The organism is Arundinibacter roseus, assembly GCF_004348825.1.
GTDB lineage: Bacteria > Bacteroidota > Bacteroidia > Cytophagales > Spirosomataceae > Arundinibacter > Arundinibacter roseus.
In genome coordinates this window covers 1-13,386 of the sequence record NZ_SMJU01000018.1, presented here as the reverse complement: position 1 = coordinate 13,386, position 13,386 = coordinate 1, and the positions used below count along the sequence as shown (strand labels likewise).

General features: G+C 44.5%; 14 protein-coding genes. 7 read left to right on the top strand and 7 right to left on the bottom strand.

Annotation, left to right across the window (positions count from 1 at the left end; translation table 11 throughout):
- Window positions 1-490 precede the first annotated feature (490 nt).
- From EZE20_RS21310 to EZE20_RS21285, 6 genes are all read right to left on the bottom strand, one after another.
- Window positions 491-778, bottom strand: coding sequence for a hypothetical protein (locus tag EZE20_RS21310; protein ID WP_132121563.1), 288 nt, complete (start codon window positions 776-778; stop codon window positions 491-493).
- A 224-nt stretch (window positions 779-1,002) separates the two neighbouring features.
- Complete coding sequence (locus EZE20_RS21305; protein ID WP_132121561.1) at window positions 1,003-1,311, bottom strand: hypothetical protein; 309 nt, start codon at window positions 1,309-1,311, stop codon at window positions 1,003-1,005.
- Window positions 1,312-1,768: 457 nt separating this feature from the next.
- Window positions 1,769-2,365, bottom strand: coding sequence for a hypothetical protein (locus EZE20_RS21300; protein WP_132121560.1), 597 nt, complete (start codon window positions 2,363-2,365; stop codon window positions 1,769-1,771).
- Between the two features lie 6 nt (window positions 2,366-2,371).
- Window positions 2,372-3,289, bottom strand: a complete 918-nt coding sequence (locus EZE20_RS21295; protein WP_228713936.1) for a metallophosphoesterase family protein — start codon at window positions 3,287-3,289, stop codon at window positions 2,372-2,374.
- 207 nt (window positions 3,290-3,496) lie between these two features.
- The gene (locus EZE20_RS21290; RefSeq protein ID WP_132121559.1) at window positions 3,497-3,826 is read right to left on the bottom strand and encodes a DMT family protein; all 330 of its coding nucleotides are present in this window, start codon (window positions 3,824-3,826) and stop codon (window positions 3,497-3,499) included.
- 140 nt (window positions 3,827-3,966) lie between these two features.
- On the bottom strand, window positions 3,967-4,446 hold the full coding sequence (locus EZE20_RS21285; protein ID WP_132121557.1) for a Rid family hydrolase: 480 nt from the start codon (window positions 4,444-4,446) through the stop codon (window positions 3,967-3,969).
- Window positions 4,447-4,621: 175 nt separating this feature from the next.
- Here EZE20_RS21285 and EZE20_RS21280 point away from each other — a divergent pair, with 175 nt between their 5' ends.
- From EZE20_RS21280 to EZE20_RS21250, 7 genes are all read left to right on the top strand, one after another.
- Window positions 4,622-5,782 (top strand): FAD-dependent oxidoreductase, encoded by a 1,161-nt coding sequence (locus tag EZE20_RS21280; RefSeq protein WP_132121555.1) that lies wholly within the window; start codon window positions 4,622-4,624, stop codon window positions 5,780-5,782.
- Window positions 5,783-5,863: 81 nt separating this feature from the next.
- Complete coding sequence (modA, locus tag EZE20_RS21275; RefSeq protein WP_132121553.1) at window positions 5,864-6,631, top strand: molybdate ABC transporter substrate-binding protein; 768 nt, start codon at window positions 5,864-5,866, stop codon at window positions 6,629-6,631.
- A gap of 12 nt (window positions 6,632-6,643) precedes the next feature.
- Window positions 6,644-7,318, top strand: coding sequence for a molybdate ABC transporter permease subunit (modB, locus tag EZE20_RS21270; RefSeq protein ID WP_132121551.1), 675 nt, complete (start codon window positions 6,644-6,646; stop codon window positions 7,316-7,318).
- The gene (locus tag EZE20_RS21265; RefSeq protein ID WP_132121549.1) at window positions 7,299-8,189 is read left to right on the top strand and encodes a sulfate/molybdate ABC transporter ATP-binding protein; all 891 of its coding nucleotides are present in this window, start codon (window positions 7,299-7,301) and stop codon (window positions 8,187-8,189) included. Before modB ends, EZE20_RS21265 begins: the two co-directional genes overlap by 20 nt.
- A 15-nt stretch (window positions 8,190-8,204) precedes the next feature.
- Window positions 8,205-8,975, top strand: coding sequence for a LytR/AlgR family response regulator transcription factor (locus tag EZE20_RS21260; RefSeq protein WP_132121547.1), 771 nt, complete (start codon window positions 8,205-8,207; stop codon window positions 8,973-8,975).
- Between the two features lie 74 nt (window positions 8,976-9,049).
- On the top strand, window positions 9,050-9,727 hold the full coding sequence (locus EZE20_RS21255) for an SGNH/GDSL hydrolase family protein (protein ID WP_132121545.1): 678 nt from the start codon (window positions 9,050-9,052) through the stop codon (window positions 9,725-9,727).
- A gap of 97 nt (window positions 9,728-9,824) precedes the next feature.
- Window positions 9,825-12,134: a glycoside hydrolase family 20 protein gene (locus tag EZE20_RS21250; RefSeq protein ID WP_132121543.1), complete on the top strand. Its 2,310-nt coding sequence runs from the start codon at window positions 9,825-9,827 to the stop codon at window positions 12,132-12,134.
- A 125-nt stretch (window positions 12,135-12,259) separates the two neighbouring features.
- Here EZE20_RS21250 and EZE20_RS21245 read toward each other — a convergent pair whose 3' ends face one another.
- Window positions 12,260-13,159 carry a nucleotidyltransferase family protein gene (locus EZE20_RS21245; protein WP_132121541.1) on the bottom strand — a complete coding sequence of 300 codons (900 nt, stop codon included), beginning with the start codon at window positions 13,157-13,159 and terminating at the stop codon, window positions 12,260-12,262.
- Between the last annotated feature and the right edge of the window lie 227 nt (window positions 13,160-13,386).

Below are 13,386 nucleotides of genomic sequence, written 5' to 3'. Positions count from 1 at the left end.
TTTCGTCCAGGACGGTCATCATGAAATAGCGCTGTCCGTCGTGCTTGACAATCTGACAAAATTCCTCGTATGTTTTGCTGATTTTAATGATATATATTGCTTCCCCATCTCTCAGAATCCATTTGGTATGCGTGGTTGTCTCAGGGTCGTAGAGCAGCTAATATTTATTTAAATCTTGGTTTTTCACTTATAATTGAGTTATAACGTATATAATATACGTCAGTTTTCCGGTAGAATGAAGCTCTATTCTAACATTTTACCAAAATGAGTTTCCAAAAATAAACAAATTTTAAAAAATTAACCGATCGATCAATTCAGTTTCAAAAAATATTGATTATTTGGTAAAAACATGTAACTTATATAGCAAATAGATTCAAATAATTTAGAGTATTGGAATGCATTTGGAAACTCTGAGAAAAACTATACGCACCATATTTACTAAAATACTCCTGAATCAGGCTATCACTTCTGGAAGAATCCCGCAGTCATTTTACTGCATTTTTACCTTCTTATACCAATTGCAGAGTTGCATCAGATGAGTTTTGGAAAGCTTTCCAAAACGATCTAAATCGGATTTTACGGTGACAAAAAAAGGTTGATCTTTTAGAACAACAGGGATGCTTTCAGGACTCAATGAATTCGGACTTATTTCCAGAATATACATCGGGAAGGTGCCTTTGAGAATCAGCAAATTGGTGGATTCCTGCTCTTTTTGGCTTTTCATGACCAACCATTCCGGTAAACCGGAATTTTCTTTTTTTATCAGGGATGATTTCATTGTAACCGAAGGGTTTTAAAAATGAGATACATACTTTCATTAAGAACTGCCACAAACAAGGGTATAGACCCAAAAATAGCGCTTCGGTCCGGGCTAAAAAATGATATGAATCAGTTGGAAAAGAATTAAATCTGATAGCAGAGTTTGAGAATGTCAGGTTGGTAAACAAACATGACAAAGTGCTGACTATCAGACTTAAATATTGTGGGTTGAAGTTGGATTTGCTAGCGGGAAATCTTCTTTATGGATGGCTCAGTACCATTTTTGGTGTACCAGGTACACAGATCATCTAAATGACTTTTTGAAGGATTTCCACAGGAGTCAAAATCTTTACGAACGGTCACATAAAGATCGAAGCCTTTAAAAATATATTTGAAACTTGCCGAAGTAAGCGCTCTGGAACTGATTTCAATTATATAACTTGGGTAACGTGATTTGTAAACTAAGATAGTGTCAGAAGAGTTTTCCGGGCTTTGTAACAGCATGAACCGTGGAAGGCCGTCGTTAGGTTTACTAATTTTGGTAACATTCATAGGGGTTTATTCGTAGGGTTTAAGAATATATAGAATAGGTAGTTCTGCTGAGCACCAATCAGTTAAGTATTAATTGAAGTAGAATAAATTGCTGGTATTTGTACTAAGTGGTTGATAGTCAATAACTGAATTTAAGAAGAGATTGAATTTTAGTGTGTGTACATATATGTATAAACACATAAAATAACGACATTTTTCGCAGAAATGAAAACGAATTCATCATTTTTATTGTAACCAGCATTTTTCTATTAACTTAAAAATTTGTAGAAAATATAGTATAGATGTAAAATAATGCAGGAGAAGAATAGCTACTTTTAAAAGAATGACGAAGAGTGGAATTACTCAGGTACTATAAAATTATTACTAGTCAATAATTATTTAACTAGTTGAAAATGAGTAAATAAAACTATTTGAGCTGCGTAATTGGCACCGAGAAGCCGACTTAAAAGCGATTGATCTAAAAGCCCATCTTGATTCCCAAAGCAAGATTTGTGACGTCAGAGAGGCGTAAAATTTTTCTATTTTGTATGTAACTAATTAGGAGTAAGTCATAACTACCAATTTCATAGTAGAGTTTAATATGTTTTACTTTCCGATGAGCAGAGCCTGACCGTTCAATTGCGCCTCCTGCAAACGCCGCCGGACGCAATGCCGTTGACCACCAATAGTAGCCACGCGGATAGTGTCCGGGCCAACGTATAGAAAACTGATTTCCAGGGGTATATCCTACCAATGCTCCCACAGTAAGAGGCGTAATTTCATAGGTGTCATTGAGTTCAATGTGCCATGGGGAGTAAGATGATTTGACAGTCAGGGTCGTAAGGTTGGTGCCGCCGATACTTTGAGGCAGATAGCCCAATAAAATATCTATTTCCAGTTTCTGATTTGCTGATTTGTAACCGGGGCCGACAGCGAGAAATCCAATGTTTCCTGCAAATTGTACGGTTGAGTGATCTGGAATGAACCATTTTTTGAGTCGAGGGCGAAAGTTATCCTGCGCAATCACAGGCGAACAACAAACCATTACCAAATACAGTACGCAAAGCTTTTTCATAGGATGTCAAAACTTAATTCGATCTACTAAATAGCCTCCTTTCCAGGTAGTTATCAAAAGATAACCCCGATCCTGCATGCTCGTGGTAAGATAATATTCAACACCATCATTATAGAACGTTCCGTTTCTGAACGTATGTTGATGTCCATAAAGGGTGAGATTTACGTGCGGATCTGCCGCTAGAATTTCTGCATATTCTTTTTCCAGTTTTGGATCAAAGTCAGCGTCAAAAGGCGGAATGTGTGCGATTACGAAGGCATTGTTTTGCAGCGGATTATTGGCAAGTTCCTGTTTCAGCCAGGGCAAGTCCGGCACTGTGCCATCAAAATTAAACTCGCGGGAGTTGGTATTGATGAAAATAAACTTGTTGGTTCCAAACTCAAAAGAGTAGTTAAAATCGCCGTACATTTTTCTGTAAGCCGTTGATGCATTGGCAATTAAATCATGATTACCGAGAACCGTCAAGTATGGCACCCGCAGATCCTGCATAATTTCATGTACCCATTTAAACTCCTGTGTTAGGCCAAAATCCGAAATATCACCTGCATGCAGCACAAACGATATATCCCGCTGCTGATTGGCGCTTTCTACAAAATCCGCGAGTTCGTCATAAAAGCGTTGCGAGTCGCCCATAAGAATAAAGCGCACAGTATCTGATGGAATCCGTTTTTGGATTCGGGCAATGTTTTTTGCATTCAGATCTTGTTGGTTTTTATCCAAAATAACCTGATTGGGATTGTACTGAAAAGGGTCAGAACACGCCATAATACCGGTTACAAACAGGCTGCTCAGTAGCAATGAAGGGCGAGAAACGTAAAAAGACCGGTGAATGATCAACGCCCGGCAAATGTGCTGTATTTGCTTAAATTTTATTTGCCATTTTGATGAACTCACTTCATTTTTTGTAAAATCTTCACGCTTCATATCCGCTTCCTGTTTCTGGTTTTACTGACCACACCCGACTCATTAGTCGTTAACCAAAGACTATAAAAATTATGCCTTACATGTAGTGCAATTCAGATTGATAGCTTGAATTGTACTACATGAACAGAAAAACAGGAAACAAGAATAGGGGGTTTCAAAAAAACCCGGATTTTGGACAAGCGGTTTATATTCAGTGCAAACAGACGTTTACCATTTTTTGAATATAAAAAAGACGGCGAGAATAATGAAAACAAAACCCACGATATAATTCCAGCGAATGGGTTCTTTGAGGTAGAAGGCGGCAAACCCAACAAAAACTACTAAACTGATCACTTCCTGAATAGTTTTGAGCTCAAATGCATTGAATTGATAAGAGCCGATGCGGTTGGCAGGTACCGCCAAACAGTATTCTACAAAAGCGATGAGCCAACTGATCAGGATGACTTTCCACAGCTGGGTTTCTTTAAATTTCAGGTGCCAATACCAGGCAGTGGTCATAAATAGATTGGAGAAAAATAGCAGTATGAGCGTGCGCATCAGGTAGTAAAATATAGTGCATAAATATGTTCCAGCCTGACAAAGCTGTCAGACTGGAATCAAAACGAAATCTACACCAAAATTCAGATGAAAGCAGTCGTACCTGCACATACTTTTTTTAGCTGGTCAGCACATTCAATTTAGGGATAAACAGCCACGAGTTCGATCTCAATAAACTTATTGGTGTTGGCCAAACCCGCAATCCCAATTGTTGAGCGAATAGGTTTCGTCGGGTTGGCGGCGGTTCCAAAGTACATGGCATAGGCATCGTACCAACCTTTGTAATCGTGTTGTCCGCTTTGTTTGTCCGGAGCAAGGTATACGCGCAGCATCAGTACATCCCTCAGACTAAGCCCTTTTTCTTTCAGCGTTTTTTCAAAATTCGCCAGGATACTTATCCCTTGCGTTTTTGTGTCGCCAAAGCGTGCCCGACTGTCTTCCTGCGCGGTACTATCCGCAACTCCGCCTGTGGCCCCGCTCGTCCAAAGCATTTTTTTCCCTTCCGGAATCAGCGCCCCGGCAGATATGACAGACTTAGGCGAACCATAAAACTCGACGGATTGGGCACGCACACAAAAAGCCGAAGCGGCCATTAATACAATGAGGCAGATTTTTTTCATAAATTTTGAATTTTTGTATTTTATGTATTAAAAATTGTAAGAAAATGGAATTAATAAAAATTATATTTTGAATTTATGAAATAATGCAGGATTTTGTTTGTAAGCAATAATTTTCATTTTTAAATTTAAACACAAACATTTTACGCAACGCTTCTCCTTAACATTCTCCTTATCAATGGATCGTAGAAATTTCTTTCAAAAAGCAGTAGTTAGCGGTGTAGGACTTTCTTCCGGCCTGTTGGCGTCCTGTAACACCAGCAAATCGACAACCTATGCCGACAAGCAGTTTCACATCAATCGCGGCTACCATCAAATTCCAAAACTCCGGTTGTCGATGGATCGGATCGTTAAAGAAACCGTCGGACTGCGGCCGTTTCGTCCGTCGGGCCCTCGCATCGAAACCGAAAAGCTGGGCAACAAAACGATTGTCCACAACTACGGCCACGGTGGCAGCGGCTGGTCGCTGTCGTGGGGAACGGGCAACATGGCCCGCAAGCTGGTCATGGCTACTGCTACTGACCGAAAAGTAGCACTTTTGGGGTGTGGTACGGTGGGTATTGCGACTGCGCGCCTGTTGCAGGAAAGTGGCTACGAAGTTACGATTTATACCAAAGATGTACCGCCCAATGTCACAAGCAATCTTGCAACCGGCACATGGTCTCCGGCGTCGCGGGTGTGCGATCCGGCAGTTGCCAAACCGGAGTTTAAAGGCATTTGGGAAGATGCCACGATGTTTTCGTTCAAACGCTTTCAGTTTTTGTTGGGCATGAACGACATTGCCTGCTGGGTTGAAGAGTATAATGTACAAAACGAAGCACCGCAACAACGGTCGGAGCATAGCGCTGGGGGAGAAGTCTACGATATTCCGGGGTTGTTGCCGGAGCGCATGCAATTGACCAGAAAAGAACATCCCTTTGCCGCTGATTACGTGACCCGACGTTCCAATCTGATGTTCAACATACCTACCTATCTGCACCATCATTTGCAGGATTTTCTGGCTTTTGGCGGCAAGGTTAAAATACACGAAATCAAAAAGCTGGAAGATATTGACGCGCTTCCCGAACAGGTAGTGGTCAACTGCATGGGACTTGGTGCCAAGCCGGTTTTTAATGATGAAGAACTCACGCCCGTGTCCGGGCAGCTTTCGTGCCTGATTCCTCAAAGTGATTTGCAGTATAAACTAAGCACCAAAGGTGCCAATTTCATTGCACGAAAAGACGGGATTTATCTGGGCAGTAACGGCATTGTCGGCAATTGGGACACGACCCCAAGCAAAGAACAAACCGAAAAAGTGGTTTCTATTTTACAAAATCTGATGGAAACTATGAGAGGATAGTTTTCCCTCGCTCATTGCATTTTTTACCGGCCCTGTGTTACCTTTACCTTCCCCGACCTGGAAAAGTAAAGGTAATTTTTTATGCGTAAAGCGATCAACATAGTTTTAAGTGCAACCCTGGGATTTGCCCTGCTGACGGGCTGTGCCACTCCCAACGAAAATGTGGTGATTGCCACCGCTGCCAATGTGCAGTTTGTGATGCAGGAATTGCAAAAAACATTTGAGAAAGATACAGGTATCAAAACGGAACTCATAGTAGGTTCTTCCGGAAAACTGACCGCCCAAATTCGCGAAGGAGCACCCTTTGACCTCTTTGTTTCGGCGGATACGCGGTATCCTCAGGAATTATTCGAAAATGGCGGCACGGAAGGTCCTCCCAAAATTTATGCAAAAGGCGCACTTGTCCTTTGGTCACGCGATTCTACGGTTGCGCCTGAGCTTTCTCAGCTAACAACCTCTGCTGTACGTAAAATTGCTCTCGCCAATCCCCGTACGGCACCTTATGGAGAAGCAGCCGTGCAGGTGTTGCAAAAGGCCGGACTCTATGAATCCGTAAATTCCAAGCTCGTATATGGTGAAAGCATCGCCCAAACATCACAGTATGTTTCCACCGGCGCAGCCGATATGGGGTTTACGGCACTGTCGATGGTTTTATCTCCTTCGTTAAAAAATGCGGGGCGGTGGACACTTTTGGATACGACCTCCTATGCGCCTATTGAACAGGCCGCTGTGTTGCTTCTTCACAGCGAATCGTCACCCAAACGGCAGCCAAGTCAGCAGTTTTATGACTTTCTTTTTTCGGAAAAAGCCCGGGCGATTTTTGAAAAATATGGCTATACCGTTCGCTAATCGCTGAGTTTTATGGATACCCAACCGCTATGGCTTACGTTTAAACTAGCCTCCATCACCACGCTCATTCTCTTTGTTTTGGCGCTGCCGTTGGCGTACTTGCTGGCCTTTGGCCGTTTTCGCGGGCGCGTACTCGTTGAGGCAGTGATTGGTATGCCGCTTGTACTTCCGCCATCGGTGCTGGGTTTTTATTTGCTGCTGGCGTTTAGTCCTTCGTACAGCTTTGGGGCGTGGATAGAAGCTACCTTCGGCTTACGGCTCGTTTTTTCTTTTCCCGGTTTGGTGGTTGCTTCCATTATTTATAGCCTGCCGTTTATGGTATATCCTTTGCAGGCAGGGCTTCAGGCACTGCCTGCTTCGCTGCGTGAGGCGTCGTATACGTTGGGAAAAAGCCGCTGGACAACCTTTTATAAAGTGTTGCTTCCCAATTGCAAATCAGCTATTCTGTCGGCTTTGGTGCTTACTTTTGCGCATACCGTTGGCGAGTTTGGCGTGGTGCTGATGATCGGTGGAAACATTCCGGGCGTCACCAAGGTTGCTTCCGTAGCGATTTATAATGAGGTAGAAGCATTGAACTATACCGCTGCCAATCAGTATGCCCTGGTGCTATTTGTGATTACTTTTATTGTTCTACTGATCGTTTACTCTGTCAATAACCGTTTGCTGCGTGTCCGATACCCCGCTTGACATACAGGTGCTGCACGCCATGCACACGGCCCTCGGGCCCATGCAGCTGGATCTGAGCCTGACGCTCCAATCGGGGAGCATTACGGCTTTGACGGGCCCGTCGGGTGCAGGTAAAACCACTATTCTACGGATTTTAGCAGGTTTAATAAAACCACAGCAAGGCTATATTCATTGGAAAAATGAAACCTGGCTCGATACCAAAAAAGGTGTATGGAAGTCGCCGCAAAACCGAAATACGGGGCTGGTTTTTCAGGATTATGCACTCTTTCCGCACCTGACCATAAAACAGAATATTGCCTTTGGCCTGAATCCTGCCGACGATTCGACACGTGTAGATGACTTGCTGGAAGAAATGGAACTAAGTCAATTGGCTCATCAAAAACCGCAACAGCTGTCGGGTGGGCAGCAGCAGCGCGTAGCTTTGGCCCGGGCGTTGGCGAGGCGTCCGCCACTTTTGCTGCTCGACGAACCCCTTTCGGCGCTCGACCGGGGCATGCGTCAGCGGATGCAGGATTTTTTACTGGAAATTCATCAAAAATATCAGCAGACAATTGTACTAGTGACGCACGATCCTGCCGAAATTTTTCGCATGGCCGATCAGGTAGTAGAGTTGGAACAGGGAAAAATAAAAACTCAGGGAACACCGGAGGCCGTTTTTACTTCTCAGTATCTTCCCGCAGACGGAAACGCACTGCTGGCAGAAGTGCTCTCCTGCCACGTTGAGGCTGACGGAGTAACCGTGAAAGCGTTGATTGACCAACGGATTCATACCATTCGATTATCGGTCGGGCAGGCTGCGGAACTGCGGCCGGGTTCTTTGTTTTTGCTCCGATATTCGCTCGACTCCCCACAAATTATGGTTGTACGCTAAAACCCTTTTCATCCTGTGAATATCCTGCTTCTGGAAGACGAACCACTCGTGGCTCGTTCGCTAATTTTAGCTTTGGAAACCCTCGAACCTGATGCCCGGATTCTGGGTCCGCTCGACAGCGTGCAGCAAAGCCTCGATTGGTTTGATAAAAACCCCGAGCCTGATCTGATTTTGGCTGATATTCAGCTTTCTGATGGGGTTAGTTTTGATATTTTCAGACAAAGAAATATCCAATGCCCTCTCATTTTCTGTACGGCATACGACGCTTACGCCGTGCGGGCCTTTAAGCTAAACAGCGTGGATTATCTGCTGAAACCCATTGATCCTGACGAGTTGAAGAGAGCGCTCGAAAAATTTCATCGCTTACATACCGCATCAATTCCTGCGACTGAAAATCCGCTCGCTACGCTCCTGGAACAACTCGAACAGCGGACGGTACCCGCATACAAACGTCGTTTTCTGGCAAATTTTCACCGGACCGTCGTGGCGGTTGCCGCTGAACGCGTTGCTTTTTTTGTGCGTGATGAAGTCATTTGGCTGGTAACTACCGACGGACAGCGGCTGATTACCGATTACAATTCGCTGGACGAGCTGGACGAACTGCTGGACCCTACTGAGTTTTTTCGGGCAAGCCGAAAACATACCGTCCGCAAAATAGCGCTTGAAGGCTACCGGACGCATTATACAGGTAAGTTGGAACTAGTCATTTCCAACTGCCCCGAAGAGGAAATAACGGTAAGTAAAGAAAAAGCTGCCCAATTCAGAAAGTGGTTTGAAGAGGAGTAAATCGGTAGATTTTTTTGTCTGCGACTTTTGAAATGCATCAACCATCCTTTTTATTAATACTATTTTTTAGTTCAATGAAAAAACTCTTCAACTATCTCCGTCTCACGTTCTTTACTTTGCCTTTTCTGGCCATGCAGCAGGATAAACCCCTGCGGGTTGTTTTCTTCGGTGATTCTATAACGCAGCAGGGCGTGAGTGAAAAAGGCTATATTACTCAACTTCGGTCGATGCTTGATGCCAAAGGGCTGGGCAATCAGTATGAACTGATGGGTGCCGGAATCGGTGGTAATAAGGTGTATGATCTTTACCTCAGAATTGAAGATGACGTTTTGGCCAAAAAACCGGACGTAGTTTTTGTGTACGTAGGAATCAACGACGTGTGGCACAAGCGCTCGCATGGCACAGGTACCGATTTGGACAAGTACGTTAAATTTTATGAAGCGATTATTAAAAAGCTGAAAGATAATAATATACGCCCGATTTTGTGTACTCCATCCGTCATTGGAGAGCGTATGGATTACAGCAATGAACAGGATGGCGACCTGAATCTGTACGCTGCCAAAATTCGGGACCTGGCCAAAAAGCACAGCCTCGGGCTAGTGGATTTGCGGGCAGAATTTCAGGCATATCTTGAAAAAAATAATACAAATAACGACGAACGAGGAATTCTAACGACCGACCGGGTGCATTTGAACGAAACCGGAAATACGTTTCTGGCCGAAAAAATGATGGCCGCGCTGCTACAAAAATAACAACTGTACGTACCTGCTTTCCGAAAGTTTCGAGTATCCGGAAAGCAGGTATTCTCAGGATTCCTTATCTTGCGGGCTTCACCTCATACTTTATTACATGAAGCCGATTGTTGCCTTTTTTCTTTTTATTGCCTGTTTAACCCCTTCTTTTGCCCAGGAAACAGAGTATAATCTTCTTCCTTTTCCTGCTCAGTTTGCCGGTGGTGAAGGGCATTTTTCTATTCAGAACTCTACCCAATTAGTTTATAATCTGAAAGATATTCGTCAAAAGCAAGCTGTTTTGCTACTGGCCGATTATCTGAAAAGTGCTGCCGGACTCACGCTGAAAACTACGGCCTGGACGGCTGCCGCTGCCAAGGGAAAAAACATTGTTTTTCAGGCACATACTCAAAAAAAGTGCGGACCAGAAGGTTACGTATTGCGGGTCTTTACGGACCGCGTGCTGGTAGAGGCCGAAACGGCAGCGGGGTTTTTCTATGCCGTTCAAACGTTCCTGCAACTTCTTCCTACGGATATTTACAGCCCCAAAAAAATCACGACCCAAACTTCCTGGAACGTACCTTCCTGTGATATTCTGGATAAACCGCGTTTTTCGTACCGCGGGCTGCAACTCGACGTAAGCCGGCATTTTATGCCCGTTTCGTTTATCAAAAAATACCTGGATTTAATGGCGCTGCATAAGCTCAATACGTTTCACTGGCATTTGACCGATGATCAGGGCTGGCGAATTGAAATCAAAAAATACCCAAATCTTACTAAAATAGGCTCCAAACGGGCTGAAACGTTGGTTGGGCAGTACTATCAGAACTATCCGATGCAGTTTGATGGTAAGACACACGAAGGGTTTTATACGCAGGCTGAGATTCGGGATGTGGTTAATTATGCAAAAACAAAGCACATTACGATCATTCCCGAAATTGAACTTCCCGGCCACGCATTGGCAGCTTTGGCCGCCTACCCAAATTTGAGCTGTGACCCCAAAAAAACGTATGAAGTAGCTACAAAATGGGGAGTTTTTGAAGATGTTTTTTGCCCCAACGAAACCACCTTTAAGGTTTTGCAGGATGTACTTACGGAGGTAATTACGCTCTTTCCCGGCAAATACGTCCACATTGGTGGCGACGAATGCCCGAAAGATGCCTGGAAGAAAAGTGAGTTTTGTCAGAGTTTAATCAAAAAACTGAAACTCAAAGATGAACACGAACTGCAAAGCTATTTTATCAAACGAATCGAAAAATTCGTCAATTCCAAAGGCCGGGTAATTATTGGCTGGGACGAAATTCTGGAAGGCGGCCTGGCTCCCAAAGCTACCGTTATGAGCTGGCGCGGCGTGCAGGGCGGAATTGACGCGGCCCGGCAAAAGCACGATGTCATTATGACTCCCAATGAATTTATGTATCTGGATCATTATCAGGGAGATCCCAATACCGAACCTTTGGCGATTGGCGGGTATTTACCCCTCGAAAAAATATATGGCTACGAACCCGTACCTGCCGAGCTAACGGCTGCCGAAGAAAAGTATATTCTGGGTGCGCAGGCCAATGTATGGACGGAGTACATGCCTACGCCCGAAAAGGTAGAATACATGGTGTTTCCAAGAGCGGTGGCTTTGGCCGAACTCACGTGGATGCCCAAAGGGCCGCGTAATTTTGAGGATTTTTCGTACCGTCTTAAAAATCATCTCAAACGGCTTGATCATGTAGGCGTAAATTATTCGCGACGCCTTTTTGATGTAACAGCCGATACGCAGTTTACGGGGGAGGATCAGTTGCAGGTAAGGCTGGAAAAGATGGATTCGGATAGCAAAATGTACTACACCACCGATGGCAGCGAACCGACACGCTCCTCAACGCTGTACGAAATGCCGATTACGCTGAAAAAAACAACCACGATTCGGGCCATGACAACGTCCGGCGGGCAGTTGCAGCAAACATTTTTTATTCATAAAGCCAAAGGAAAAAAATATACCTACGCAGCTAAACCAACCTCCGACGCACAAGCCGATAAGCTGACCGATGGCATCGTGGGACGCAGCCCGCAAAGTCGGCGGGAGTGGGTGAGTCTTTATGATCAGGATCTGGATGTGGTGGTAGATTTGGGTGAGGTAAAGCCTGTTTCGAAGGTGAAGGTAAATTTTTTAAAGGTTATTCTGGAAAAAGGATTTCCGCCTACCTCCGTAGAAATTGCTGTCTCGCGTGACGGGAAAGACTTTAAAGAAGCGATTTCTCAGCCCATCACCTACGAATTGGAAGGCCCGTGGACATTGCTGCCCGCCGTGGCCGATTTTCGGACCTCCCGCGCCCGTTATGTTCGGATTCGTGCCAAAAACGCTGGCGCTTGTCCTCCTTCGCATCCCGATGCTGGTGCCAAAACCTGGTTTGCGCTGGATGAAATTGTGGTGGAGTAATCGCTCTGTCGTTTTCTACAAACGGGTCGTCCTGCCAGGACTTTTTGAATTTTGGTTAATCTGTATCAAAACTCAAAAGTTCCGTAGGAACGACCCGTTTCTTATTTTCTTGTTAAAATCAAAAATCATCCCCAAAGCTGCGCGGGGTATTCGCCGGAGGCGTGAAGGGCATCAAGTGCTGCCTGCACGCCGGGTTTGTCTTCGGGATAGGTTACGCCAAACCAGTCGGACTGACTGCCAAAAACCCGGCAGTGTCCTAATTGATTATAAATCAGGTGAGAAACAATCGTAGGAATATAAAACTCAGCCTTTGGAGTCATATAATTGGCTCGTGCGTAGTCTTCAAAAAGAGTTTGAATAAGCGGGAAAACCGACGGCTTAAATCCCCAGAAATTCATGGAAACCGGCGTTGACGGCGCAAGTTCGGTCAGCGTTTCCTCTTCCTGAAAATAAATTACTCCTTTATCCTCAAAAATCTTTGTCCGCTCTACCACAGACGACAGGTTTCCATCAGCCCGCACAATACAAACGCCGCGTGAAACGGTCCCGTTTTCGGAAAGCGTCCGTTTCAATTCGTAGCCAATCATGGCATGTTGGGTGGGGTCTGCATCTTCCATCAGAAACTTTGCCATAGTGGCGAAAGACTCGCGTCCATAAAAATCATCGGCGTTGATTACGGCAAAGGGCGTATCTGTATGTGGCCATGCGCAGAGCGTTGCGTGGCCGGTGCCCCAGGGTTTTACACGGTCAATCGTGCCGAGTTCCTCAGGTACATACGACTGCACGCCCTGAATTGCAAAATCGTAGTCAATCAGTCCTTTCAGACGAGGGGCAAAGATGGCTTCAACTTCGGCCTTAATTTCTTCACGAACAATAAATACGACCTTCCCAAAACCACCACGAATGGCGTCAAAAAGGGAATAATCCATGATGGTTTCGCCGTTGGGTCCAAAAGGATCAATTTGTTTGATGCCTCCGTAACGACTGCCAATGCCGGCGGCCAAAATCAAAAGAGTTGGTTTCATGTGCTGTAATTAGTCAATAAAAAATATAGTAAACTGCTTTTGCAGCCGGTTTTCTGGAATGTACTAGTTTGAAGAATAGTAGGTGAGAAGAGGTATATTTAATAGACTTGATGCAATGCTGATTTTCAAGTAGATAAGTAAAAATTCCATAATCCAGCACATGCTTCCATGGCTGAATCGTGGTTGTCAAGATTATGTGCTCTAATACGGTCAGATATGATACGATA

Coding starts and splice junctions, on each gene's coding strand:
- EZE20_RS21305 (WP_132121561.1), bottom strand. CDS start 1,311: ATGAATGTTACCAAAATTAGTAAACCTAACGACGGCCTTCCACGGTTC.
- EZE20_RS21280 (WP_132121555.1), top strand. CDS start 4,622: ATGGATCGTAGAAATTTCTTTCAAAAAGCAGTAGTTAGCGGTGTAGGA.
- EZE20_RS21300 (WP_132121560.1), bottom strand. CDS start 2,365: ATGAAAAAGCTTTGCGTACTGTATTTGGTAATGGTTTGTTGTTCGCCT.
- EZE20_RS21250 (WP_132121543.1), top strand. CDS start 9,825: ATGAAGCCGATTGTTGCCTTTTTTCTTTTTATTGCCTGTTTAACCCCT.
- EZE20_RS21295 (WP_228713936.1), bottom strand. CDS start 3,289: ATGAAGCGTGAAGATTTTACAAAAAATGAAGTGAGTTCATCAAAATGG.
- modB (WP_132121551.1), top strand. CDS start 6,644: ATGGATACCCAACCGCTATGGCTTACGTTTAAACTAGCCTCCATCACC.
- modA (WP_132121553.1), top strand. CDS start 5,864: ATGCGTAAAGCGATCAACATAGTTTTAAGTGCAACCCTGGGATTTGCC.
- EZE20_RS21310 (WP_132121563.1), bottom strand. CDS start 778: ATGAAATCATCCCTGATAAAAAAAGAAAATTCCGGTTTACCGGAATGG.
- EZE20_RS21290 (WP_132121559.1), bottom strand. CDS start 3,826: ATGCGCACGCTCATACTGCTATTTTTCTCCAATCTATTTATGACCACT.
- EZE20_RS21285 (WP_132121557.1), bottom strand. CDS start 4,446: ATGAAAAAAATCTGCCTCATTGTATTAATGGCCGCTTCGGCTTTTTGT.
- EZE20_RS21255 (WP_132121545.1), top strand. CDS start 9,050: ATGAAAAAACTCTTCAACTATCTCCGTCTCACGTTCTTTACTTTGCCT.
- EZE20_RS21245 (WP_132121541.1), bottom strand. CDS start 13,159: ATGAAACCAACTCTTTTGATTTTGGCCGCCGGCATTGGCAGTCGTTAC.